General features: G+C 60.4%; 23 protein-coding genes. 10 read left to right on the forward strand and 13 right to left on the reverse strand.

The features are described from left to right. The first annotated feature begins 82 nt into the window (after positions 1–82). Both Q1A20_RS21220 and Q1A20_RS21225 read left to right on the forward strand, forming a co-directional pair. Positions 83–1,129, forward strand: a complete 1,047-nt coding sequence (locus Q1A20_RS21220; RefSeq protein ID WP_299410135.1) for an FAD-dependent oxidoreductase — start codon at positions 83–85, stop codon at positions 1,127–1,129. Positions 1,130–1,144: 15 nt separating this feature from the next. After that, positions 1,145–1,711, forward strand: a complete 567-nt coding sequence (locus Q1A20_RS21225) for a TetR/AcrR family transcriptional regulator (RefSeq protein WP_299410137.1) — start codon at positions 1,145–1,147, stop codon at positions 1,709–1,711. A 40-nt stretch (positions 1,712–1,751) separates the two neighbouring features. Here the strand turns inward: Q1A20_RS21225 and bchJ are convergent, their stop codons facing one another. From bchJ to Q1A20_RS21245, 4 genes are all read right to left on the reverse strand, one after another. Next, a complete protein-coding gene (gene bchJ, locus Q1A20_RS21230) occupies positions 1,752–2,348 on the reverse strand; it encodes a bacteriochlorophyll 4-vinyl reductase (RefSeq protein WP_299410139.1) in 597 nt (198 codons plus the stop codon). Beyond that, positions 2,341–3,966 (reverse strand): magnesium-protoporphyrin IX monomethyl ester anaerobic oxidative cyclase, encoded by a 1,626-nt coding sequence (bchE, locus tag Q1A20_RS21235; protein WP_299410140.1) that lies wholly within the window; start codon positions 3,964–3,966, stop codon positions 2,341–2,343. The genes bchJ and bchE overlap by 8 nt, the downstream gene beginning before the upstream one ends. Before the next feature lie 105 nt (positions 3,967–4,071). Further along, positions 4,072–5,424 (reverse strand): oxygen-independent coproporphyrinogen III oxidase, encoded by a 1,353-nt coding sequence (hemN, locus tag Q1A20_RS21240; RefSeq protein ID WP_299918573.1) that lies wholly within the window; start codon positions 5,422–5,424, stop codon positions 4,072–4,074. Positions 5,425–5,518: 94 nt separating this feature from the next. Then, positions 5,519–6,277, reverse strand: coding sequence for an SDR family oxidoreductase (locus tag Q1A20_RS21245; RefSeq protein WP_299740157.1), 759 nt, complete (start codon positions 6,275–6,277; stop codon positions 5,519–5,521). 110 nt (positions 6,278–6,387) lie between these two features. On the opposite strand from Q1A20_RS21245, the gene Q1A20_RS21250 reads away from it, so the two are divergent. From Q1A20_RS21250 to Q1A20_RS21280, 7 genes are all read left to right on the forward strand, one after another. Then, positions 6,388–7,419, forward strand: a complete 1,032-nt coding sequence (locus Q1A20_RS21250) for an L-idonate 5-dehydrogenase (RefSeq protein ID WP_299918575.1) — start codon at positions 6,388–6,390, stop codon at positions 7,417–7,419. An 87-nt stretch (positions 7,420–7,506) separates the two neighbouring features. Continuing rightward, positions 7,507–8,403 carry an SMP-30/gluconolactonase/LRE family protein gene (locus Q1A20_RS21255; RefSeq protein WP_299918577.1) on the forward strand — a complete coding sequence of 299 codons (897 nt, stop codon included), beginning with the start codon at positions 7,507–7,509 and terminating at the stop codon, positions 8,401–8,403. Further along, on the forward strand, positions 8,400–9,794 hold the full coding sequence (gene gndA / locus Q1A20_RS21260) for an NADP-dependent phosphogluconate dehydrogenase (RefSeq protein ID WP_299918579.1): 1,395 nt from the start codon (positions 8,400–8,402) through the stop codon (positions 9,792–9,794). Before Q1A20_RS21255 ends, gndA begins: the two co-directional genes overlap by 4 nt. Positions 9,795–9,853: 59 nt before the next feature. Next, on the forward strand, positions 9,854–10,486 hold the full coding sequence (locus Q1A20_RS21265) for a paraquat-inducible protein A (protein ID WP_299918582.1): 633 nt from the start codon (positions 9,854–9,856) through the stop codon (positions 10,484–10,486). A gap of 11 nt (positions 10,487–10,497) precedes the next feature. Beyond that, on the forward strand, positions 10,498–11,112 hold the full coding sequence (locus Q1A20_RS21270) for a paraquat-inducible protein A (protein WP_299918615.1): 615 nt from the start codon (positions 10,498–10,500) through the stop codon (positions 11,110–11,112). Next, complete coding sequence (locus tag Q1A20_RS21275) at positions 11,096–13,180, forward strand: MlaD family protein (RefSeq protein ID WP_299918584.1); 2,085 nt, start codon at positions 11,096–11,098, stop codon at positions 13,178–13,180. Before Q1A20_RS21270 ends, Q1A20_RS21275 begins: the two co-directional genes overlap by 17 nt. A 1-nt stretch (position 13,181) precedes the next feature. Further along, complete coding sequence (locus Q1A20_RS21280; protein WP_299918586.1) at positions 13,182–13,745, forward strand: ABC-type transport auxiliary lipoprotein family protein; 564 nt, start codon at positions 13,182–13,184, stop codon at positions 13,743–13,745. A gap of 3 nt (positions 13,746–13,748) precedes the next feature. On the opposite strand, the gene Q1A20_RS21285 is transcribed toward Q1A20_RS21280, so the two are convergent. Then, a complete protein-coding gene (locus Q1A20_RS21285) occupies positions 13,749–14,876 on the reverse strand; it encodes a pyridoxal phosphate-dependent aminotransferase (protein ID WP_299918588.1) in 1,128 nt (375 codons plus the stop codon). Between the two features lie 49 nt (positions 14,877–14,925). Here Q1A20_RS21285 and Q1A20_RS21290 point away from each other — a divergent pair, with 49 nt between their 5' ends. Next, positions 14,926–15,678, forward strand: coding sequence for an MBL fold metallo-hydrolase (locus tag Q1A20_RS21290; protein ID WP_299918591.1), 753 nt, complete (start codon positions 14,926–14,928; stop codon positions 15,676–15,678). Here Q1A20_RS21290 and Q1A20_RS21295 read toward each other — a convergent pair. The 8 genes from Q1A20_RS21295 to Q1A20_RS21330 form a co-directional block, all read right to left on the reverse strand. After that, entirely contained in the window at positions 15,675–16,397 is a 723-nt protein-coding gene (locus tag Q1A20_RS21295; protein WP_298975410.1) for an SDR family NAD(P)-dependent oxidoreductase, read from the reverse strand. The genes Q1A20_RS21290 and Q1A20_RS21295 overlap by 4 nt on opposite strands. Before the next feature lie 66 nt (positions 16,398–16,463). Then, on the reverse strand, positions 16,464–17,717 hold the full coding sequence (locus Q1A20_RS21300) for a flavin-dependent oxidoreductase (protein ID WP_299918592.1): 1,254 nt from the start codon (positions 17,715–17,717) through the stop codon (positions 16,464–16,466). Continuing rightward, entirely contained in the window at positions 17,714–18,832 is a 1,119-nt protein-coding gene (locus tag Q1A20_RS21305) for a CaiB/BaiF CoA-transferase family protein (protein ID WP_299918594.1), read from the reverse strand. Before Q1A20_RS21305 ends, Q1A20_RS21300 begins: the two co-directional genes overlap by 4 nt. Then, on the reverse strand, positions 18,829–19,791 hold the full coding sequence (locus Q1A20_RS21310; protein ID WP_298975414.1) for an ABC transporter ATP-binding protein: 963 nt from the start codon (positions 19,789–19,791) through the stop codon (positions 18,829–18,831). The genes Q1A20_RS21305 and Q1A20_RS21310 overlap by 4 nt, the downstream gene beginning before the upstream one ends. Further along, on the reverse strand, positions 19,791–20,771 hold the full coding sequence (locus tag Q1A20_RS21315) for an ABC transporter ATP-binding protein (RefSeq protein WP_299410156.1): 981 nt from the start codon (positions 20,769–20,771) through the stop codon (positions 19,791–19,793). Before Q1A20_RS21315 ends, Q1A20_RS21310 begins: the two co-directional genes overlap by 1 nt. 2 nt (positions 20,772–20,773) lie before the next feature. Next, a complete protein-coding gene (locus Q1A20_RS21320; protein WP_298975416.1) occupies positions 20,774–21,229 on the reverse strand; it encodes a DUF2059 domain-containing protein in 456 nt (151 codons plus the stop codon). A gap of 11 nt (positions 21,230–21,240) precedes the next feature. Further along, a complete protein-coding gene (locus tag Q1A20_RS21325; RefSeq protein WP_298975417.1) occupies positions 21,241–22,197 on the reverse strand; it encodes an ABC transporter permease in 957 nt (318 codons plus the stop codon). Next, entirely contained in the window at positions 22,197–23,177 is a 981-nt protein-coding gene (locus tag Q1A20_RS21330; protein WP_298975418.1) for an ABC transporter permease, read from the reverse strand. The genes Q1A20_RS21325 and Q1A20_RS21330 overlap by 1 nt, the downstream gene beginning before the upstream one ends. Positions 23,178–23,198 lie beyond the last annotated feature (21 nt).

The following is a 23,198-nucleotide window of genomic DNA, read 5'->3' on the forward strand; positions in this document are numbered from 1 at the left end:
AAAACCCACCGATTTGCTGCGAAAAAGGGGCGGACCAGTGTCGGCTCCTTTTTGCGGAATTTTGCGCAAGAGGTTTGACCACATGCGAACTCTGATCATCGGGGGCGGCCTGTCTGGTCTTGCACTCGCCGAGATGCTGGAGGCGCGGGGTCAGGATTATCTGCTCCTGGAGGCGCGCGCGCGTTTTGGCGGGCGCATCAAGATAGAACATCATGACGGTGTTGGTTTTGACATGGGGCCTGCATGGTTCTGGCCGGGCCAGCCACGCCTATTGGCGCTGACAGAGCGTTTGGGTTTGGAAAAATTTGACCAATTCTCTGACGGTGCCCTGACCTTTGAGGATGAAAACGGACGGGTTCAGCGCGACCGTGGGTTTGCGTCGATGCAAGGATCCTGGCGTCTCAAGGACGGGCTTGGCGCGCTCACTCAAGGGCTTGTCGACAGGCTTCCCGCTGCGCGCAAACGCTTGAATGCCCATGTGACGCAGCTTGAACTGACCGCTGAGGGTGCGACCGCAGTAACCAAGGGCGGGGAAACATTTGCCGCTGATCGGCTTGTGCTCGCCCTCCCCCCACGTCTGGCCGCCGAAATCGGTTATACCCCAGCCCTGTCCGCGGACGCCCTTCATGCGCTCAAATCTGTGCCGACCTGGATGGCAGGTCAGGCGAAAGCGATGGCGATATATGACAGGCCATTTTGGCGCGAGGCCGGATTATCAGGGGACGCGATGAGCCGGTTCGGGCCGATGGTCGAAGTTCACGATGCCTCGCCTGCCCATGGTGGACCCTATGCATTGTTTGGTTTCATCGGTGTGCCGCCTGAAAATCGTGGGGAAGAAAAGATCCTGCGCCAGCATCTGGTATCGCAACTGAGCCGCCTCTTTGGGGCAGCGGCAGAAAACCCGGTTGCCCTTTACATCAAAGACTGGGCGATTGATCCGCACACCGCAACGGCTTCTGACCGGAAACCGATACATGCGCATCCAACCTATGCCATGCCGCAAAGCATGGTGGGGGTATGGGATGGTAAGCTTCACCTCGCCGGTACCGAAGTGGCGCCGCAATTTGGCGGCTACCTCGAAGGGGCTTTGGAAGCCGCCGAAAACGTATTAAGCACGCTCGACAGCTGAAGAATGGGCCAAACCATGGTGACTGACACAAAAACCGCACTTCTGGATTCCGCAGAACGGGCCGCACGCACGCGTGGTTTCGACGGCTTCAGCTATGCTGACCTGGCACAGGACGTCGGCATTCGCAAAGCGAGCATCCACCATCATTTCCCGACCAAGGCGGCCCTGTCTGTCGCGCTGATGCAGCGGTATTCTGAAGACCTTGAACGCGCCTGCGCCCAGATCGATGAAACCGTCCCGACAGCGGCCGGGCGGCTGCGCGCATTGATTGACCGCTACCGCGCTGCGCTCAATGGCGGCAAGAGCCTGTGCCTCTGCGTGTCATTTTCAACCAGTCGCGAGAGCCTGCCGCCGGAGGTCATCGACCAGATCCGCCGCTTTCGTTTGATGATGATCAACTGGCTGGAAACCGTGTTTGAAACGGGTAGGATGGACGGCACGATTGGCGATGTCGTCACGTCCGCCGCTGAAGCATCTGCCGCATTGCCCTTGCTCGAAGGGGCGCAGCTGACGGCGCGGGCGGAAGAAGACCCGGCGCTATTCGACACTGCATTGCAGCTCTTGCGGGCAAGACTGCGCTAAGGCGCGCCGCCCCAAACCCCTTAACCTGGGACGTGCCGCCTCAAGATCGAACCAGTCGGATTTCAAATTCGCAGCGGGCATGACCCTGACAGCCACACTTTGTCTCAACAGCACGGCAGCGCCGGTGGACCAGCGCGCGGTAGAGGTGCTCGAACACGGCGACATGCCAGTGGCACGTCACGTCGCGGTGCGTTTCTCCCCGGATCAGAGGGTTGTTCTCGATTTGAAAATGCCAGGGCGTGAGTGCCCGAAAGCGCCCTGATCCCGCAAAGGTCCAGGCATGTTGCGAAATTGCGCGTGCAAGGATGTAGGCCGCGAGGCTGGCAGGCAAGGCTTTCAGCACCACTTGCACCGGTCGCGGAATGCGGTGTTTCAAGATATAGGCTGCGGTCCTCTGTCCGGCGATTTTTGACAGTCTGATGGCCGCGCCAGGCTCTTCATGGCGGAGCTGACGGTGCAAGCGTGCGGCGTCCCGCTCAGGTATCATGCTCTTGCCGTCGGGTGCTCCTGTCAGACCGGCATTGGCCATCAATTCCGTCACTCTGCGCCTGCCGCCGTATTCCTCAACAACGGGCAGCAGCTGCAATATTGCGTTTGGACCGATCAAACCGGTCTGGTCGGCGCCATCCTCAGGCATCCCCCATTTGTTCGGTGCTGCCACCGCAAGCACGGGCGGCGGACCGCTCCTTCATCTGTGCGCGAACCGCTTCGCGCCGCTCGGCCGCCTGGGCGGCACGATCCGCTGCGGCCTCCCAATCATCCAGTTGCGCTTCTGCCAGTTCCCGGGTTTCGTCAAAATGAAAATCCACCTTGGATTTGGTCTGCGGGCCCCAATAACCTGCCTTGCCGAGATCATAGAATGTACGTTTGTATCCCGCTTTGAGGAAGGCATAGAGGCACCCCAGAAGGTATCGCCGCCGGAACCCCGTGCCGCGCCATGGGTAGTGAAACAGCGCTTTTTTCGAATAAAACCGGCGGTAATTGTTCATCACCCCGTCCAGCAATTCGCCGCGTTCCATCTGGGCGGGCTTCATGATCGGGGTGACAAAATTGTATTTGCTGAAGTCGTAGATCTCGACCTGGTCCTTGAGTTCCTGAAACAACGGCGTGAAAGGCCAAGGCGTATACATCGACCAATTCGCCAGATCGGGCTGCCAGTCCCAGGCCATCTTGTAGGTTTCTTCCAGCGTTTCAGGCGTTTCATTGTCCAGCCCGACGATGAACTGCGCCTCCACCAGAATATCGGCGTCGCGCAGCAGTTTGATCGCGGTCTTGTTCTCTTCGACCTTGGTTTCCTTATTGAACACGTCCAGCTTCATCTGCGCCGCAGCCTCGGTGCCCAGACTGACGTGTACCAACCCGGCCTTGCGATAGAATTTAAGCAGGTCCTTGTCGCGGTAGATGTCCGTCACCCGCGTATTGATGCCCCATTTGACCCGTTTCGGCAGGTCGCGGGCGATCAGCTCCTCGCAGAAGGCGATGAATTTCTTCTTGTTGATGGTGGGTTCCTCGTCGGCCAGAATGAAAAACCCGACACCGTGGTTGTCCACCAGGTCTTCGATCTCATCGACCACATGTTTGGGATCTCTTACCCGGTAATCGCGCCAGAACTTCCATTGGCTGCAGAAGGAGCAGGTAAAGGGACATCCGCGCGCCAGATTCGGGATCGCCACGCGGGTCCCCAGCGGGATGTAGATGTATTTCGACCATTCCAGAACGGTCCAATCGGGTTTGATCTTTTCCAGATCCTTGACCGTGGAGGCCGCCTGCGTTGCAACGATCTCGTCCTGATCGACAAAGGCGAGGCCCTTGATCTTGCGCCGCTCCGCGGGCCAGCGTCCGTCCTCGATGGCCAGCATCAGTTCTGTGCAGATCTCCTCGCCTTCCCCACGGACGATCACGTCGATCCAGGGCGCTTCGGACAAAACTTGCTTGTACATGAAAGTAGCATGCACGCCGCCCATCACCCGTACAGCATCGGGGATAACCTGCGACGCGATTTTCAACACATCTTCGGCCTTGTAGATGGAGGGGGTGATGGCGGTGACCCCAACCACATCCGGTTTCAGCGCCTCCATTTCCTGCGCGAGATCCGCATCGGTTTTGTTGTCGGTCATCGCATCGATGAAATGCACATCATCGAAACCGGCTTGTCGGAGGTGTCCGGTCAGATAGGCGACCCAGGCAGGGGGCCAGGTGCCGGCAATCTCTGCCCCGCCGGAACGGTAATTTGGATGGACGAATAGAATACGCATCTGACATACCTCCTGATACTGTCAGATTTAGTTTACACTTCTGCCATCACTTTAACTTGACCTGAGTCAACAAAGGTCATTTTGGCCGGAATAAGGCGACAGGTGCTAAGACGCTTTGGAATACATGCCCAATGCGACCTTGCTGTGGTCGTACATATTGGCCACCAGACGTGCCAGGTGTCGACCGTCCGAGCGCAAGGCAAGCTGCTCTGGCGTGCGCGCGATAAGGTCGCCGAACCGTTCACATACCGCGTCGTGATCGGTATCGAGCGTTTCCGTCAGCGTGCCAAAGGTATCGCGCAACTCTGTCAGATCCGCTTTGAAATTGCACATGATCATCTCGACAAGGCGCGCGCGCATGATGTCATCCGGTGAATGCACATGCCCGCGGAACCCGGCCAGCGCCCCCTCCTGGATTCGCTGAATATAGGCGGCGGTGGCAGAGGCGTTTTGCACATACCCCTGCTCAAACCGCGAAATCGATGACGCCCCAATGCCGATCAGGGTCTGGCAGCTGTCTTCGGTGTAGCCTTGGAAATTACGCCGTAAATGCCCGGTGCGGGCCGATATGGCCAGACGGTCATCCGGTTTTGCGAAGTGGTCGATCCCAATCGCGTCCATCCCCGCGCCCTGAAACTTCGATGCGGCCAGTTCCGACAGCGCGTGACGGGTTTCATCATCGGGCAGCGAGGCGTCCTTGATCAGATTCTGGCGCTTGGACATATGCGGCACATGTGCGTAGCCAAAAAGCGCGATACGGTCCGGGTCCAGCTGCAGCGTTTTGTCGATGGAGGCGTCGATTTTTGCAAGCGTCTGAAAGGGCAGCCCGTAGACCAGATCCGCGTTCAGCGAATGAATGCCCACATCGCGCAGCATATCGACGCAATCGCGCGTCTGCTCGAAACTCTGCTGGCGTCCAATGGCCTGCTGCACATCTTCGGCAAAGTCCTGAATGCCGATACTGGCGCGGGTCATGCCAACCTCCGAAAGTGCCGCGATCTTGTCCGCGTCGACCATCGTCGGATCGATTTCCACCGAAAACTCGAAATCACCATCAGGGGGAATGACGCCCCTGATGTCTTCCGCCAGTTGATGAATCCACTCAGGTTGTAAAATGGTGGGCGTACCGCCGCCCCAATGCAACCTGCCCATGCGCACGCCTTCGGGCAGCGTTTCGCGCAAAAGCGCCAATTCCGCTTTCACAACGTGCAGGTATCGCTCGACCGGGCCAAGCGTCTGGGTCCCTTGGGTCCGGCAGGCGCAAAACCAGCAGAGCCGTTCACAAAACGGGATATGCACGTAGATGGACACCGGCACATCCGGGTCCAGTGCGCTGAGGCATTGCGTCTGGAAACCGGCGCCCACATCCTTGGTGAAGACGGTGGCAGGGGGATAGCTCGTGTATCGAGGTATCCGGGCGTCAAAAAAGCCCAAGGCTCTGAGTTGATCATTCTTCATGGGCGCGACTTTACCGCCGCGCGCCATGGCGTCTTTGACATAGGACAAGCTGCAGATTTTCGGTGGCGTGTGCCCAGACGGAAAGCTGCGCGTTTTAAAGCGAGGCCGTGATCCCGCCATCGACAAAAACGGTTGTGCCATTCACGAAGGATGACGCGTCAGATGCCAGGAAAATGCAGGTCCCGACCAATTCGTCGACCTTGCCCCAGCGTCCGGCGGGCGTGCGTTTTTCCAGCCAGGCGGAGAATTCCGGATCGGCGACAAGCGCCGCATTCAAGGGCGTATCGAAATATCCCGGGGCCAGACCGTTACACTGCAACCCGTGCTTCGCCCAATCCGTGGCCATCCCTTTGGTCAGGTTGGCCACCGCCCCCTTGGTCATCGTATAGGGGGCGATCCCAGGCCGGGCGAGTGCGGTTTGTACGGATGCAATGTTGATGATCTTGCCCTGCCCGCGGCCGATCATGTGCCGTGCGCAGGCCTGCCCGACGTGAAAGACGCTGGCGATATTGGTCTGCATCAGCCGTTCAAAGGCATCCGCCGGGAAATCTTCGAGCGGCGTGCGATGCTGCATACCGGCGTTGTTGACGAGGATGTCGATCGCGCCCGTTTCCGCTTCAAAGCCATCCACGGCACGGCGGACAGCGTCGTGATCGGTGGCATCAAACGGCAGCACATGGGTGGTGCCTTCGAATTGCGCGGCGGCGGCATCAAGCTTGCCCGTGTCCCGCCCGTTCAGCACCACTTCGGCGCCTGCGGCCTGCAAGCCCTTGGCCAATGCAAAGCCGATGCCCTGCGAGGACCCGGTGATCAGGGCACGCCGCCCGGTGAGGTCAAATAATTTAAGGCTCATAGGGGTCTCTCTTTGCGCTCGACGTCAATTCCGAAGCTCGTTATGTTACCGGTAACGTAAGAAGTCAAGCAAACTGAAGGTCGCCGAAGTGCGGCCAGGGAGAAGACCTGATGAAATCGCTGGTGATCCACGCCCCCCGTGATCTGCGGATCGAAGACACCCCGGAGGAAACGCCCGGTCCGGGCGAGGTACAGGTCGCGATTGCGACCGGCGGGATTTGTGGTTCGGACCTGCATTATTATCAGCATGGCGGCATCGGTACGATTCGTCTGAAAGAGCCGATGATCCTGGGCCATGAGGTATCCGGGCATATCACGGCTCTGGGGGATGGGGTTTCCGGATTGAAACTTGGCCAGCTTGTCGCGGTGTCGCCCTCGCGCCCCTGCTACGCTTGTGCCTATTGCCATGAGGGCAAACTCAATCATTGCCTGAACATGCGCTTTTACGGCTCCGCCATGCCCTTCCCGCATATTCAGGGCGCGTTTCGTCAGGTGCTGGTGGCGGATCAGGCCCAATGCGCGCCTGCGGATGGGCTTACAGCTGGCGAAGCGGCCATGGCAGAACCGCTGGCCGTTTGCCTGCATGGCGCGCGGCAGGCGGGGGAGCTTTTGGGCAAACGCGTTCTGGTAACCGGCTGCGGCCCCATTGGGCTTTTGTGCATCCTGGCCGCGCGCCGCGCGGGTGCTGCGGAAATCGTGGCAACGGATCTGACGGATTTCACCCTGAAAATGGCCGCCGAAAACGGTGCGGACCGGGTGATCAACTCCGGCAAGGAGCCCGAAGCGCTGAAAGAATACGAGGCGGACAAGGGCACCTTTGACGTGCTCTTTGAATGCACCGGCGTCGCCCCTGCCCTCGCTTCGGGCATTGCCGCACTGCGCCCGCGCGGGACCATCGTGCAACTGGGCCTTGGCGGGGATATGCAGGTGCCGGTTCAGGCGATCACCGCCAAAGAGCTGCAATTGCGAGGGTCTTTTCGGTTCCATGAGGAGTTTTTCACCGGTGTCGCATTGATGCGCAAAGGGTTGATCGACGTGAAACCGCTGATCACCCAAACCCTTGATCTTGCGGATGCGGTTGCGGCCTTTGAGCTGGCCGCCGACCGCACGCAAGCCATGAAGGCACAGATTGCCTTCGGGTGATGGCGCGGGCTTTAACAGAGACAAACGGGCCTTTTGATTTGGCACACAGGTGCTATCGTTTGGCTGACAAAATGAGGAGGCGCGGCAGTGTCATTCTTTGAAGTACACGACCCGGTTTTTGGGCAATACGTGTTGGGAAATGCGCCGGTGAAACAACTGGCGACCGGCTTCGACTGGGTTGAGGGGCCGGTGTGGTTCGGCGACGCCGGTTGCCTGTTGTTCTCGGACATTCCGAACAACCGCATCCTGCGTTGGACGCCTGAGGTGGGCATCACCACCTATCGTGCGCCGTCCAACTATGCCAATGGCCACACGCGCGACAATGTGGGGCGCCTGGTGTCCTGCGAACACGGCACACGCCGGGTCACCCGCACGGAACTGGACGGTAGCATTACAGTGATCGCAGACAGCTATGACGGCAAACCGCTCAATTCCCCGAACGATGTTGTGGTGAAATCCGACGGGTCGATCTGGTTCAGCGATCCGCACTATGGCATCATGACCAACTACGAAGGGTTTACAGGGCAACAGGAAAATCCCTGTGTCGTCTACCGGGCCGATCCGGAAACGGGTGCGCTGGATGTTGTGGTCGACGATATGAATTGTCCCAACGGCCTGGCGTTTTCCCCGGACGAAAGCCTGCTTTATGTGGCCGATACGGGGCGGATGTTTTCGGATGATGCGCAGCACATCAGGGTCTATGATGTCACCGGCAATGCGGTTCAGAACGGCAGACATTTTCACACCATCGATCCGGGTGCCGCAGACGGGATGCGCATTGATACCGACGGTAATTTGTGGTCATCGGCTGCGGATGGGGTACATTGCATCGCGCCGGATGGGCGACTATTGGGGAAAATTCTTGTGCCTGAACTGGTTTCAAACATCTGCTTTGGTGGACGGGCCAAGCACCAACTCTATATCACCGCAACCACCAGCATCTACCGCGTGACCCTGAACCGTTCCGGCGTGCAGTTTCCATGAGCAGCGAGATCGGCCTGATCGGTCTTGGCACCATGGGTGCGGCACTGGCGCTGAACATCGCGGAGAAAGGTTTCGACATCGCGGTGTGGAACCGCACCACGCAGGTGACGCGGGATTTCCATGGCACTGCGGGTGATCTGGCCCCGCGCATCACCCCGACAGACAGCCTTGAGGATTTTGTTCAGGCCATCAAGGTGCCGCGCGCGATCATTCTGATGGTACCGGCGGGCGACATCGTTGATGCGCAAATTGAAGCGCTGCGGCCCTTGCTCGGCCCTGACGATCTGATCATCGATGCGGGCAACGCCAATTTCCACGACACCAACCGCCGCGCGCGCGAGGCGACGGGCCCGTTTCTGGGCATCGGCGTTTCGGGCGGCGAAGAAGGTGCGCGGCACGGCCCGTCGATCATGGGCGGCGGTAAACGCGACTATTGGGACCGGGTGGCGCATATTCTCGACGCCATCAGCGCGAAATACGACGGTACGCCTTGTGCGACATGGATGGGTGAAGAGGGCGCAGGGCACTTCGTCAAGGCGGTGCATAACGGGATAGAATACGCCGACATGCAAATGATCGCCGAGGTCTACGGCATTCTGCGTGACGGGATGGGCTATGATGCATTCGCTGTGGCGAAGGTATTTGATGCCTGGAATGATGGGGCATTGCGCTCCTATCTCGTAGAAATCTCCGGGAAGGTCGCAGCAGCCCAGGACGCAGCAACGGGCGGCCCACTGCTGGATGTAATCATGGATGCGGCGGGCCAAAAAGGCACTGGACGCTGGACAGTGATCGAGGCGCAGCACCTCGCCTCCCCGGTTCCGGCCATCGAGGCCGCGGTTGTGGCGCGAAATCTCTCGTCCCGCCGGGAGACTCGTGCCCTTGGCGAAGACCTGTTCGGCGCGGCCCCCAAGCCGCTCGTGGAAGATGCGCTGACCATCGATACCTTGGAACAAGCGCTGATCGCCGGGAAGATCCTCTGCTACGCTCAGGGTTTTGCGATGATTTCCGCCGCCTCCGAGGCCTTTGGCTGGGCGCTGCCCCTGCCGGATATCGCGCGGGTCTGGCGTGAGGGCTGCATCATCCGGTCCGATATGCTCAACGACATGGCGGATGCGCTCACCGACGATCCCGAGCAGAACCTGATGTTTGCGCCCTATTTTGCGGATCAGATGAAAACCACCCATGGCGCGCTCCGCCAGGTTGTCGCAGCGGCCGCCTTGCACGGGCTGCCCGCCCCGGCACTAGGCTCCGGCCTGGCGTATTTTGACGCGATGCGGACCAAGCGGGGCACGGCGAATATGATTCAGGGCCAACGCGACTATTTCGGCCTGCACGGGTTTGTACGGCTCGACGATGGCAAAAGTGATCAGCATGGGCCGTGGGCATAATAGAGCGATGTTGAACACGGCCATTTTAGCCGCGCCTGAAACGCGCTAGGCTAGCGGCCATGCCGACGCGCGCCCAACCCCGCGACGATCTGATCGTCTGCCCGCATTGCGATGCGGTCTACACTCTGGCCCGCCCCGGTCATGGCGAGCGCGCGGTCTGTCATCGCTGTGATACCGTGTTGATCATGCCGCGCCGCAAAGCGGGCCTGCAGATCATCGCCCTGTCGGTTGCGATTGTGATCCTGATCACGGCGGCCGCCATTTTCCCTTTCCTGTCGATCTCTGTCGCTGGGGCGCATAACTCGGTGTCGGTGTTGGACGCAGCCCTGGCCTTCAGCGATGGCCCGCTGGTGATCCTTTCCCTCGCGACGGCGGCACTGATCATTTTCGTCCCGCTCGCGCGTGTTTTACTGTCGCTCTACGTGTTGGTCCCCATCGTGATGGACAAGCCCCCTGCCCCCGGGGCCGCGCCGGCTTTTCGCATGGCGGAAGCGCTGCGCCCCTGGTCCATGGCAGAAATATTCGCGATTGGCTGTGCCGTCGCGCTGGTCAAGATCAGTTCGTTGGCCGATGTCAGCCTGGGCCCTGCCTTTTGGCTTTTCGCGATTCTGGTGGTTTTGGTGGTGGTGCAGGATAACTTTTTGTGCAGATGGTCGGTATGGAACGCGCTCAGCAACCCAAAGAAGTCATAAGCGCAAAGGAGATGGGTGTTGTGGCCTGCACACGCTGCATGCAGGTCTGGCCGCAGGAGGTGGAATTATGCGACCGCTGCGGGCATCGATTGGTCCAGCGTGACATCAAGAGCCTGCAGCGGGTCTGGGCGCTCTGGGTGGTCGGTCTGATGTGCTACATCCCGGCCAATCTCTATCCCATGTTGCAAACGCGCACGTTTTTCAGCGTCCAGCAGGACACCATTGTGGGCGGCGCCATCGAACTCATCGAATATGGCAGCATTGGCGTCGCCATCATCATCCTGATCGCCAGCGTGATGATCCCGATCGCGAAATTTCTAGCCATCGCATTTCTGTCGGTCTCGGTTGCGCGCCCGTCAAGTGTTTCGAAGAACCAGCGACAGTTGCTGTATGAGGTCGTGGAATACATCGGCAGGTGGTCCATGATCGACATATTTGTTGTTGCGATCCTGTCATCATTGGTGCAACTCAATGTTCTGGTGGCCATTAACCCCGGTCCAGCCAGCCTTTTTTTTGCTCTGTCCGTGATTTTCACTATGCTCTCCGCACAGGCCTTCGACAGTCGCATGATCTGGGACGCGCAGCAGCAGGGTGAAGGACAAGTGAATAATGACGAACACCCCTGAGCCGGTGCCCATTGATCCGGCGCGTGAATCTCTTTTTGGGCGGGCATCCATTGTCTGGTTGATCCCGGTCTTTGCCCTGATGATCGCGCTGGTGGTCGCATGGCAGTCCTACAATGATCGGGGGCCGCTGATCTCCATCGAGTTTGAAAATGGCGCGGGCATCGCCGCCGGCCGGACCGAATTGCGGTTTCGCGATGTCAAAGTCGGCGTTGTGGAGAGGCTGGCCTTTGCCGAAGGGTTGGACGGTGTCGTGGCCCAGGTGCGGCTTGAAAAAGAGGTTGCAGAATTCGTTGATGCCGGGGCGTCGTTCTGGGTGGTGCGCCCGGAACTCTCCGTGCAGGGCGTATCTGGCCTTGATACGGTGATCAGCGGCATCTTCATCGAAGGCTCCTGGGACAGCCAGATCGGCCCCATCCGCACCAACTTCAAGGGGCTGCAAACCGCGCCGCTGTTCCGCCCCGGCCAGGAAGGGTTGCAGATTGCCTTGCGCACAACGCCCGGCGGATCACTGACCGACAACAGCCCGATCCTGTATCGCGGTATTGAAGTGGGCCGCGTGGGCCCGGCGCGCATCTCGCGGGAGGGCAGCTTTGCCATTGCAGAGGCGATTATCTACGAACCGCACGGGCGCCTGATCACCGCGGCCACGCGGTTCTGGGATACATCGGGGTTCAGCGTCTCCATCGGGCCGACCGGTGCCGAGGTCGATTTCTCCTCTCTGGCCACGCTCATCGGCGGTGGGTTGAGCTTTGATACCTTTGTCTCGGGCGGGCGCCCGATCACCGATGGCGCGGTCTTCGAAGTCTACGGCGATGAGGTCAGTGCCCGGAACAGCGTCTTCAATGCTTCCGAAGTCGAGTTGATCGAACTGCGGGTTATCTTCGACGAGAACATCTCTGGGCTGGCGATCGGCGCGCCTGTTGAATTCAGCGGGCTGCGCATTGGGTCGGTGCAGAGCCTCTCTGGCATTGTCGATGCAGAGACCTTCGGCGACAGCCGGGTGCGTCTTGACGTGGTGATCGGCATTCAGCCCGCACGGTTGGGCCTGCAAGGCGATGCCAGCCCGGAGGCGGCACTCGATTTTCTCAACGCGCGCGTGCAGGAAGGACTGCGGGCCCGGCTTGCCTCAGCCAGCCTTTTGACCGGCGGGCTCAAAGTGGAACTTGTTCAGGTCGAAGGCGCGCCACCCGCGCAAATCATCATGCGCCCGGATGAGATTGCCACGCTGCCCACCACCGCAAGCGAAATCGCCGATGCCGCCGCGACCGTGGAGGGCGTTTTCACCCGCATCAACAGCCTGCCCATCGAAGAATTACTCAACAGCGCCATCGGATTTTTACAAAGTGCGCAGGCCTTCATGACAAGCGAGGATTTGCGTGAAACCCCGCAGGAGGTCCGGGCCTTGCTGGGTGACCTGCGCGGGATCGTAACCTCGCAGGACGTCAAGGATATACCCGTCACGCTTAACGCCGCACTGGCGCGGGTGGAAACATTGCTGGGCCAGATCGAAAATGGTCAGGCTGTGGACCGCATCGTGGCGGCCATCGATGCGACCACCAATGCCGCTACATCTGTCTCCGCTTCGGTCGCCGGGGTGCCGGAGCTGATCGATAATCTCAGCAGCGTTGCCGCCAAGGCCGAAGCGATGCCGCTGGAAGACCTGACCACGCAGCTCACCGACCTGCTGGCCTCGGCGGATGCGATCCTGGGCACGCCTGCGGCGCAGGAATTGCCCGCCTCGCTGGGGGCAGCGCTGGATGAGTTGAACGCGACGTTGACCGAATTGCGCGAAGGCGGGGCGGTGCGCAATGTCAACGCCACCCTTGATTCCGCTCGCGAAGCTGCGGATGCCGTTGCCCTGTCCAGCCAGGATTTGCCCGCGCTGGTGGAACGGATCACTGAAGTCTTTGATCAGGCGAGCCGGACCATCGAGGGCTATAACCAGGGTGATGTGATTAGTCGCGATGCCCGTGCGGCGCTGCGCGATATCTCGCAGGCGGCGGATGCTTTGACCGCCCTTGCGCGCTTGCTGGAGCGTAATCCAAGTGCACTTCTCAGGGGGCGATAGCATGACCTTACCGACACCCATCTGGATCGTTTTGGGCACATTGGCCCTGACCGCCTGCGCCGCCGCGCCGGATCGCTACGTCATCCCCACCCCCCAGATCGCCGACCAACAGCGGATCGCCTTTCGATCTGTTGAAATCCGCAAGATTTCACTGCCCGCCTACGCCGCCTCAGATGAAATAGCCCAACAAGGTGCAGATGGCAGGGTGATCAGTGATGGCGGCCTGCTGTGGGCGGATACCCCTGAGCGCGCCGTGGCGCTTGAACTGTCGCGCCATCTGTCGCGTCTTACCGGCGCGCGCGTTGCCTCCGAGCCCTGGCCGTTCGAAACCTTTGCCGATGCCCGATTGGAGCTGCGTTTCGAAAGCCTGATCGCGGGGGAAGACGGGCAATTCAGGACCAACGGTCAATACTTCGTCGCCGTGGAAAACGGGCGGGAACGATCCGGGCTTTTCAGTCTCGCCGTTCCCTTTGATCCAACCGGTGGTCCGCAGGCCATCGCCGCGGCGCGTGGACAGATCATTCTGGATCTCGCCCGCTATCTGGCGGCCAACGGCTTGCGCTAGTCCTCACGCGGGCCAATCGGCCAGCGCCTGTGCAAGGCGTGACAAGCCCTTCTCCAGATTGACCTCCGCCCCGCCGCCAACGCCGAGCCGAATGTGGTTGGGTTGGCCGTAGGCGCTGCCCGGCAATAGAAATGTGCGATAAGGCGGGGCCAGCAACCGTTTTGCAAACCTGTCGCTGTCGATCCCTGCGGGCAGGCGGCCAAGCCCGATCAACCCCGCCTGCGGCGGGACCCAGGACAGGCCGGGTTGGGTTTCGAGCCATGCGTTCATGCGCGCCAGGTTTGCCGCCCCGGCCCTGCGCGCGTCCTGCATCGCAGGCGCAAGGCGTTCCGGGCGCAACGCGATCTTGGCAATGACCTCGCCCATGATGTTCATGATCTCGGATGCATTCTCCCGCAAGATAACGGCATCCATCACCATGTCCGCATCCGAACAGATCAGCCAACCGGTGCGCAGGCCCTGCAGCCCAAGCGCCTTGGAGACAGAACCGGTCGTGATGCCGCGTGCATAGAGCCCGGCGACCGAGGGCGCGCGTGGGCCCTGCCATTCCAGGCCCGCGTAGACCTCATCCACCAGCAACCACGCGCCAACCTGGTCAGCGATGCGCACGATCTCTTCCACATCCGCGCGGTCCAGCAACTGACCCGTGGGGTTGTTGGGATTGCTCAGGAAAATCATCCGTGTGCGCGGGGTTACCGCGTCCGCCAGCATATCCAACGGCAGCCGCCAGGCGTCCGCTTCGTGCCGGGTGATCTTGACGATCTTCGCCCCCACGGCGCGCGCCAGAACCTCCGCCTGCGGCCAACCGGGGGTTTCGACCACGATCTCATCTCCGGGCTGCAGCAATTGCATGATCGCCAGATAATTTGCCTCGGCAGCCCCTGCGGTGATCAACACATCCTGCGCGGTGCAGACACCCTCCAGCCCGGCCTGCGCCAGCACATGCCCGCGCAGTTCCGGCAGCCCGCGAAAATCGCGATTGTTCCAATCTAGGGATAGCTCCGGATCAAGATCATCCAGAAAATCGCCCAGTTTTGGCGATTGCGACAGTGAAAATCCGACGATGGCTTCGGGCTCCGCCTCGGTCGTTTCCAGAAGGTATTGAAACAAGGTATGTATCTTGACTTTCATGGCCCCGGCCTCGTCTAGTTCCCCCAACAAGAAAGGTGAGACCCGCAATATGCAACCCCTTCTGAAAGGTCGCCCACACCGGTTGGCAGTGCTGGACTACGGGTTGTTTCAGGTACATGCCAATGGTCGGATCATTGGGATATGTGGGTTTCTCATCCAGACAGATGCAAGTGAAAACGTCCTGATCGACACAGGGTTTCCAGCGAAATATGCCGATGATGCCGAGGCCGCGACCGCAGAGGATGAACTGGGTAGTTTCGGGCGCGTGCTCTCTCTCACCCATCAAAACCTGGCGCCTGCGCAACTGGCGCTGCTGGGCTTGTCGACCTCAGATATCGACCTAATGATCCAAAGCCATACGCATATCGACCACGTTGGTTTCATGGATGCCTTTCCAAACACCCCCATTCTGATTGCAGCGGCGGAACGCGCCCTGCCCCGCCCGCTCTACTGGTCGGGAAAGCAACCCATGGGCTGGCCGGATCGGAAATACATTGAAATCCACAGTGACATCGAGATCGGCGCGGGATTTGACGTGTTCCTTGTGCCCGGTCACGCACCGGGGCAATTGGCCTTCATGGTGAGCTTGCCGGAAACCGGTGCGGTCTTGCTGACTTCGGACGCGATCAGCCGCGCGGCGGAGATTGACGAGAAATTCGCAGGGTCCTGGGATGAAACGCGCGCGATCGAAAACGGCGCACGGCTGATGGACATGGCGGCGGAACAGAAGGCCAAGGTGATCTTTGGCCATTCGCCTGAACAATGGCCGACCCTGCGCAAGGCCCCAGCGTGGTACGACTAGCGCACATCGCGCCCCTGGTTGAGAATGATCACATTGCCGCTGCTGATGTCCCCTGCGGGTGAGATCAGGAACCCGACCCATGCGGCAATCTCTGAGGGTTGCATCGCCCGGCCGTGCGGCATCTGCGCGATGGCATTGGCCAGGACCTCGTCACTCACCACGTTGAAGAGGGGCGTTTCGGTCATCGCGGGCGCAATGGAATTCACCGCGATCTTTTCGGTGGCATAGCGGCGCGCAAGATCCTTAGTCAATGTATCAAGAGCGGCCTTGGAGGCCCGGTAATGCGGCGGATCAAAAGCGTCGAAATTATAGGCGCCGTTGGAGGAGATATTGACGATCTTGCGCACGCCTGCGCGCCCGTTCATCAGGCGCACGGCCTCCTGACAACAATGGAACGCCCCGGTGAAATTCAACGCCATCTGGCGCTCAAACTCATCTGCCGGGATATTCGGAAAATCGGACATCAAACAGGTGCCCGCATTATTGACCAGAGCGTCGATCCCGCCGTGTGCCGCATGTATATCCGAAAAAGCACCTGAAATCGCGGTAGGTTTGGTCAGATCGACAATCTGCCCCTCAAAGCCCGCGCATGCCATTTCCGACAGGCGGCGCGCATCGATATCAAACCCAATCACATGCAGGCCATCTGCGATCAATCGATCCACAATGGCGCGACCCAACCCACCGGCAGCCCCTGTCACCACAGCAACGCGTGTCATCTTCGCTCCTCTCCCCGAGTTTGGCGGACTATGAAAGAGGCGTGGGCATTTGACCAGTCTCGAAGCTCAAACCGGCCCGATCAGAGCGGGCTGCGCATTCAGCGCTTCCACGTCGAAGCCCGCCAGCTTTTTGTATTTCGTGGCATGTGCTGCAAGTTCCGCGCGCGGCATTACGGTTTCGATATCGTCGAACACGCCGCTGCACCGGTCCTCGACCACCTGCAAAATGGCGTCTGGACCGCTGCCGCGGTTGGCAAGCGTCACGCCGGTTGTGCGCGGTCGCACGATCGCCTCATAGGCCTCTAACGCGTCCGGGGTTAGGCCGTGTGTCTGCACTGCCGCCCCAAGCATGCGCGCGTCAACGATGGCCTGGCTCGCCCCGTTGGAGCCAACCGGATAGGTCGGATGCGCGGCATCCCCCATGAGCGTGACGCGGCCTTGTGTCCAGTTGGGCACCGGGTCGCGATCCACCATCGGGTATTCAAAAACCGCTGTCGCCGCGCGCATAAGCGCGGGCACATCCAGCCAGTCAAACCGCCAGTCTTCAAAGTCAGGCAGAAAATCATCAAGCGATGCGCGGCGGTTCCAATCCTCCTTGCGCCAGCCCTGCGCAGGGTCAACGCGGCGCTCAGCAATCCAGTTGAGTGTCGCCTCACCTGTTGCGGGATCGGGCGCCGTGATCGGATAGGCCACAAGCCGTTGCGTATCATGCCCGGCGAGGACCATATCAGCGCCACCCAGAAACGGTGGCGCCTGTGTCGTCCCGCGCCACAGGATCGCGCCGCCCCAGATGGGTGATCCTTCGTCTGGGTACATCTGCTGACGTAAGGCCGAGTGAATCCCATCCGCGGCAATGATCAGGCTCCCGGTTTTCACCTCTGGTCCATCTGGCCCGTTGACCCGCAATTCAGCCTTCTGAACGTCGCTTGAAAACCCGGTTGCGCGGCACTCCGTGACGACACAGGCCGCACCCGCGCGACGGCACAGCGTATCAAACAACAGCATCTGCAGACGCCCGCGATGCACGGAGATTTGCGGCCAGTGATAGCCCGCTGCGGTGCCGCGCGGTTCGGTCCAGATCTCACGCCCCGTTTTGGCGTAAAACCCCACCGACTGCGTGGAAATGCCAATCTCTCGCAGGTCACTTTCAAGCCCGAGGTCAAAGAGTTCGCGCACCGCGTTGGGCTGCAGATTGATCCCGACGCCCATGGGGCGCAGGCTGCGCACGGCCTCAAAAATCTGAAACGGCACGCCGATCTGATGTAAGGTCAGGCCCAGCGATAACCCGGCGATCCCGGCCCCGGCAATCAGCACGGTCATGTGATGGCTCCCGCATCGCGCATCCTGGCCAATTGCGCCGCATCATATCCCAAACCTTGTAAAATCGCGTCGGTATCCGCGCCGACAGCTCTTGGCGGGTCCGGATGATACGGCGCGCTGCGACTGAACCGCGGCGCCGGGCTGGCTTGTGTGACACTGTTTTCCTGGTAGAAAACCTCTCGATCCGCGTTCTGGGGGTGCTGGGGCGCTTCGGTAAAGTCCAGAACCGGGGCGACACAGGCATCGGAGCCCTCAAACAGGGTCGCCCACTTATCACGCGTTCTGGTCTTGAAGATCTTCGCGAATTGCGCACGATCCTCTGGCCAGCGGGTGGCGTCATTTTGCGCCCCGCCGCCTTCATGCGGGATTTCCGCCCGTTGGATCAGTTCGGCAAAGAATTGCGGTTCCAGCGCACCGACGGAGATGTATTTTCCATCCGCACATTCGTAACATCGGTAAAAAGGCGCGCCGCCATCCAGCCAGTTGGCTTCGCGGGTCGTGGTCCATTTGCCCTGCGCCATCATCCCGTGCAGCAAGCCCATCATCGCCGGAACACCATCGACCATAGCGGCATCGACAACCTGACCCTTGCCCGAAACGCCACGCTCAATCACCGCAGCCAGCAGCCCAAAGAGCAGGAACATCGATCCACCGCCAAAGTCCGCCACCAGATTGAGCGGTGCGACCGGAGGATGATCTGCGGGACCAATGGCGTGCAGGGCACCGGTCATCGCCAGATAATTGATGTCATGACCCGCGGTGTGCGACCAGGGACCGGTTTGCCCCCAGCCGGTCATGCGCCCATAGATCAGAGTGTCCGGGCATACCTCTGGGCCAAGGCCCAATCGCTCCATCACGCCTGGTCGAAACCCTTCGATCAGAATATCCGCACGGGCAATCAGCGCCTTGGCAGCCGTCAACCCATCGTCGGATTTGAGGTTCAGCGCCACGCTGCGCTTACCCCGCCGGTTGACGTCCGTGGGATCCGCAGGGGCCGAGGCGCGATCAACGGTGATCACATCTGCGCCCAGATCGGCCAGCAACTGGCCCGCCAGCGGCGCAGGGCCAAGCCCTGAAAATTCAATGACCTTCAGCGTTGTAAGCGGGCCACTCATTCTGCCATGTGACAGGCCACCCGCGCCCCGCGTAGATCGCGCATTTCCGGGCGGGTCTGACTGCAGATATCTGCGGCCAACGGGCACCGGGGGTGATAGGCGCAGCCGGTTGGCGGATTGATGGGATCGGGGATTTCGCCCGTGGGAGGTGGCACCTCCCGTCCGAAATTGCCCAGTTGCGGTGCGGCGGCGAGCAGCATCTGCGTATAAGGGTGTTTGGGATCGTCAAAAAGCGCGTCCGGCCCGGCCTCTTCCACCAGACGGCCCAGATAGAGCACACCGATGCGGTCGGCCATATGCTGCACAACAGTCAGGTCGTGGCTGATAAAAAGATAGGTGAGACCAAACTCATCCTTGAGGTCGCTCATCAGGTTCAGCACCTGCGCCTGCACCGACACATCCAGCGCCGAGGTCGGCTCATCACAGACAATCAGTTTGGGTTCCGAGGCCAGCGCACGCGCAATACAGATGCGCTGGCGTTGCCCGCCCGAAAACTCATGCGGGAATTTGCCTGCGTCCCGCGCCGACAGCCCGACCTGTTCCAACAGGCGTTCCGCCATGCCTTCGGTATCACCACCCCGCGCGGCAACCGGTTCGACAATAATATCCCGCACGCGCCAGCGCGGGTTCAGTGAGGCAAAGGGGTCCTGAAAGATCATCTGGATGTCGCGCCGCACCGCATCCACCTTGGCGGCATCCGTTTCGCGCGCCAGATCGGTGCCGCGGATTTCGACGGCCCCCTTGGACGGGCCCAGCAGGCCCACCAGCATCTTGCCAATGGTGGATTTGCCCGACCCGCTTTCGCCCACCAGCGCATAGACTGTGCGCTCCGCGATCTCGAAACTGACGTCCGAAACAGCCGTCAGGTAGGCTTTCTCGCGCCGTTCGACCACGCGGTTCAGCCAGGGTTTGGAGACATCAAAGATGCGGGTCAGGTTGCGAATATCGACCAGCGCCATCAGGCCACCGCCTCTCGTACCATCGGGAACCAGCAGGCCACGCGCCCTGACCCGTCTTCAATGCGGGGACCGGGCGACGCCCGGCATCGATCCTGCGCGCAGGGGCAACGTGGGTGAAAGGCGCATCCCTCGGGCAACGCGTCCAGACGTGGCATCGCCCCGGGGATCTGGTGCAACCGGTCCTTCCCGCGCGAGGCCAGCGGGGTGGAGCCCATCAGACCGTCGGTATAGGGGTGATGGGGGGCGGTCAGCACATCGCGCACCGGCCCCAGTTCGGCCAATTGCCCCGCGTACATAACGGCGACGCGGTCTGCGGCCTCAGCAATCACACCCATGTCGTGGGTGATCAGCATCACCGCCGTGCCCCGCTCCCGGCAGAGCTTTTTCAAAAGGGCGATGATCTGCGCCTGCACTGAGACATCAAGCGCCGTGGTCGGCTCATCCGCGATGATCAGCGAGGGTTCGGCACAGAGCGCCAGGGCAATCACAACGCGCTGGCGCATGCCGCCGGAAAACTCATGTGGAAAGCTACCCACCCGTTCGGCAGCACCGGGAATGCCAACCTCTTCGAGTGCCGCAACCGCCCGTTTTTCGGCCTCAGCCCGCGAGATATCGAGATGCGCCAGCATGGTTTCGGTCAATTGATCCCCGATCCGGAGCAGCGGGTTGAGCGAGGTCAGCGGGTCCTGAAAGACCATGCCAATCTCTTTGCCCCGCAATCGGCGCATGTCTTCGCCGACCAATTGATCCACCCGCGTGCCACCGACCCAGATCTCGCCTTGCGCGATATGCGCGGGCGGGCTCAAGAGCCCGATGACCGCATTGCCAGCCATGGATTTTCCGGCGCCGGATTCGCCCACAACGCCCAAAACCTCGCCCGCCGCGATGTCGTAGCTCACCCCGTTTACCGGCCGCAAAATACCGTGGCGTGTGGGGATTTCGACCGTCAGGTCACGGATGGACAGAACCGCCGCACTCATACTTACTCGCTCAATTCTGCTTGGACACGTCGCGCCAGATTTGCTTGCATCTGCTGAAAGGCGGGGCCGATGCTCTGCATTGTCTGCGCCATGAAGGGGTTCATCTTTTTCATCGCCGATGCTCCCTCCTCGGAGGAATAAAATGCCGCCAACGCTTTGATCTCTGCCAGGGTGAAGGTTTCTGCCATGCCGGAAATGATCGCGCTCTCCATCGCCGGGCGGATGCTGGCGAGTTCCTCGGATACAATTTTGGCCACTGTTGCCTGCTTGTCAGCCGGAAGGCTGCCGCCGATCAGGCCCATCTGCGCCATAACCCCTTCTGGCGACAGCATGTCATCCATCAGGCCCTGTTGACCCTTGCTGTTTACATAGGCTTCAGCGGCTTCGAGGCGTTCCGCGTCTTCTGCCAGAACACTTGAAGCCAGAAACACCGTGATGAGAAATGTAAGAATACGCATGTGGTCCACCTTTATCTGAGGCGCGGGTTAAGGGCATCGCGCAACCAATCGCCCAGAAGATTGACGGAGAGGGCAAGCGCCAGAAGCGTCACCGCGGGGAAGAGCAAAATCCACCATTCGCCGGAGAAGAGGAACCCCTGCCCGATCCGGATCAGCGTGCCGAGGCTGGGTTGTGTCGGCGGCGCGCCAACACCAAGAAAACTGAGCGTTGCTTCGGCGATGATTGCCAGCGCCAGCGAGATCGTCGCAATCACCAGCACCGGGGAAAGCACGTTCGGCAGGATATGGCGCAGCATGATCGCGCCGGACCCCCGCCCGATCAGCCGCGCGGCCTGCACATATTCCTTGTTTTTCTCGACCAGCGTCGCGCCCCGCACAACACGGGCAAACTGCACCCAATCGCTCAGTCCGATGGCGATGATCAAGACCCAAATCGCCATCTGATCGCGATATTCGACCGGCGTAATCCCCTTGGCCACGCCGAAAATCAGCATCGCCACAAGGATCGCGGGGAAGGTCAGCTGCACATCGGCGACCCGCATGATGATGGTCTCTGTCCAGCCACCAAGATACCCCGCAAGCAGCCCGAGCGTGACGCCCAGCACCATGGCAAAGAGCACCGCCGCCGCCCCCACAAAGAGCGATATTCGCATGCCGTAAAGGATGGTGGAGAAGACATCGCGCCCCTGATCATCTGTCCCCAACCAGAAAACATCGCCGGTAAAGGCATTCGGCTCCATCGGCCTGGAGAACCCATTCATCAGGTTGAGCGAGCCCGGGTCAAAAGGATTGTAGGGTGCGATGAGTGGTGCAAAGACGGCGCAGAACACCATGAAGAACACCACCAGCGCGGATACGATCGCAACCGGCGATTTCTTGAACTGATAGGCAAAATCGCTTTCAAGCGCGACGCGCAGACGGGAGCGTTCCTGCGGTTTGGCGGGGGTGTTCAAAGAGGTATCCGCCATCAGTGCGCCGCCGTTCTGTCCACACGCAAGCGCGGATCAATTGCAAAATAGAGCAGGTCGACGATGAGATTGATGCCCACAAACATGACAGAGATCAGCATCAGGTAGGCCGCCATCACCGGAATATCGACAAACTGGATCGCGTTGATGAACAGCAGGCCAACACCGGGCCACTGAAAGACGGTTTCGGTGATGATCGCGAAGGCAATGATCGACCCAAGCTGCAATCCGGTGACCGTAATGACCGGCACCAGCGTGTTTTTCAGCGCGTGCCGGAAGTTCACGGCGCGTTCGCGCAATCCCCGGGCCCGGGCAAAGCGGATATAGTCCTGCCGCAGCACTTCGAGCATCTCTGAACGTACCAGCCGCATAATTAAAGTCATCTGGTAAAGTCCCAGCGTAATGGACGGTAAAATAAGCGCTTTTAACCCGGACTCGGTCAGAAACCCGGTAGACCATCCGCCCAGCATCACCGTATCCCCGCGCCCGAAACTGGGCAGCCAGCCCAGCTCCACCGAGAAGAGGTAGATCAGCAATATCCCGATCAGAAACGTCGGCAGGGATACTCCGATCAGCGACACGGACATGATCGCATTGGCAGCAAAGCCGTTGCGCCTGATCGCCGTGAAAACCCCCAGCGCGATACCGATGCTGATCGCAAGAAACCCCGAAACCGCAGCCAGTTCCAGCGTTGCGGGTGCGCGTTCGATCAGGATGTCGGAGACCGGACGGCCCTGCCGATAGCTGACCCCAAAATTGCCCTGTGCCGCACCCTGCAGGAATTTGAAATACTGCACGGCAAAGGGTTGATCGAGCCCAAGCTGGGAGCGCAGCCGTTCGATATCAGCCTGCGTGCGTTCCTGCCCCAGCATATTGTCGACCGGGTCACCCACAAACCGAAACATGGAGAATGCAACGAGCCCCACAACCAACAAAACGATGGCCGATTGAAACACGCGTTGGATGACGTAGGCTAGCATAGGTTCTTTTGTGTCCCGTTG

Origin of the sequence: uncultured Roseobacter sp. (assembly GCF_947501835.1) — a bacterium.
In the GTDB taxonomy this organism is placed as follows: domain Bacteria; phylum Pseudomonadota; class Alphaproteobacteria; order Rhodobacterales; family Rhodobacteraceae; genus Roseobacter.

Bases quoted from the DNA above. Each gene is read 5' to 3' on its own strand.
- Q1A20_RS21220 (WP_299410135.1), top strand. From the start codon at position 83: ATGCGAACTCTGATCATCGGGGGCGGCCTGTCTGGTCTTGCACTCGCC.
- Q1A20_RS21225 (WP_299410137.1), top strand. From the start codon at position 1,145: ATGGTGACTGACACAAAAACCGCACTTCTGGATTCCGCAGAACGGGCC.
- bchJ (WP_299410139.1), bottom strand. From the start codon at position 2,348: ATGCCTGAGGATGGCGCCGACCAGACCGGTTTGATCGGTCCAAACGCA.
- bchE (WP_299410140.1), bottom strand. From the start codon at position 3,966: ATGCGTATTCTATTCGTCCATCCAAATTACCGTTCCGGCGGGGCAGAG.
- hemN (WP_299918573.1), bottom strand. From the start codon at position 5,424: ATGAAGAATGATCAACTCAGAGCCTTGGGCTTTTTTGACGCCCGGATA.
- Q1A20_RS21245 (WP_299740157.1), bottom strand. From the start codon at position 6,277: ATGAGCCTTAAATTATTTGACCTCACCGGGCGGCGTGCCCTGATCACC.
- Q1A20_RS21250 (WP_299918575.1), top strand. From the start codon at position 6,388: ATGAAATCGCTGGTGATCCACGCCCCCCGTGATCTGCGGATCGAAGAC.
- gndA (WP_299918579.1), top strand. From the start codon at position 8,400: ATGAGCAGCGAGATCGGCCTGATCGGTCTTGGCACCATGGGTGCGGCA.
- Q1A20_RS21265 (WP_299918582.1), top strand. From the start codon at position 9,854: ATGCCGACGCGCGCCCAACCCCGCGACGATCTGATCGTCTGCCCGCAT.
- Q1A20_RS21270 (WP_299918615.1), top strand. From the start codon at position 10,498: ATGGGTGTTGTGGCCTGCACACGCTGCATGCAGGTCTGGCCGCAGGAG.
- Q1A20_RS21275 (WP_299918584.1), top strand. From the start codon at position 11,096: ATGACGAACACCCCTGAGCCGGTGCCCATTGATCCGGCGCGTGAATCT.
- Q1A20_RS21280 (WP_299918586.1), top strand. From the start codon at position 13,182: ATGACCTTACCGACACCCATCTGGATCGTTTTGGGCACATTGGCCCTG.
- Q1A20_RS21285 (WP_299918588.1), bottom strand. From the start codon at position 14,876: ATGAAAGTCAAGATACATACCTTGTTTCAATACCTTCTGGAAACGACC.
- Q1A20_RS21290 (WP_299918591.1), top strand. From the start codon at position 14,926: ATGCAACCCCTTCTGAAAGGTCGCCCACACCGGTTGGCAGTGCTGGAC.
- Q1A20_RS21295 (WP_298975410.1), bottom strand. From the start codon at position 16,397: ATGACACGCGTTGCTGTGGTGACAGGGGCTGCCGGTGGGTTGGGTCGC.
- Q1A20_RS21300 (WP_299918592.1), bottom strand. From the start codon at position 17,717: ATGACCGTGCTGATTGCCGGGGCCGGGATCGCCGGGTTATCGCTGGGC.
- Q1A20_RS21305 (WP_299918594.1), bottom strand. From the start codon at position 18,832: ATGAGTGGCCCGCTTACAACGCTGAAGGTCATTGAATTTTCAGGGCTT.
- Q1A20_RS21310 (WP_298975414.1), bottom strand. From the start codon at position 19,791: ATGGCGCTGGTCGATATTCGCAACCTGACCCGCATCTTTGATGTCTCC.
- Q1A20_RS21315 (WP_299410156.1), bottom strand. From the start codon at position 20,771: ATGAGTGCGGCGGTTCTGTCCATCCGTGACCTGACGGTCGAAATCCCC.
- Q1A20_RS21320 (WP_298975416.1), bottom strand. From the start codon at position 21,229: ATGCGTATTCTTACATTTCTCATCACGGTGTTTCTGGCTTCAAGTGTT.
- Q1A20_RS21325 (WP_298975417.1), bottom strand. From the start codon at position 22,197: ATGGCGGATACCTCTTTGAACACCCCCGCCAAACCGCAGGAACGCTCC.
- Q1A20_RS21330 (WP_298975418.1), bottom strand. From the start codon at position 23,177: ATGCTAGCCTACGTCATCCAACGCGTGTTTCAATCGGCCATCGTTTTG.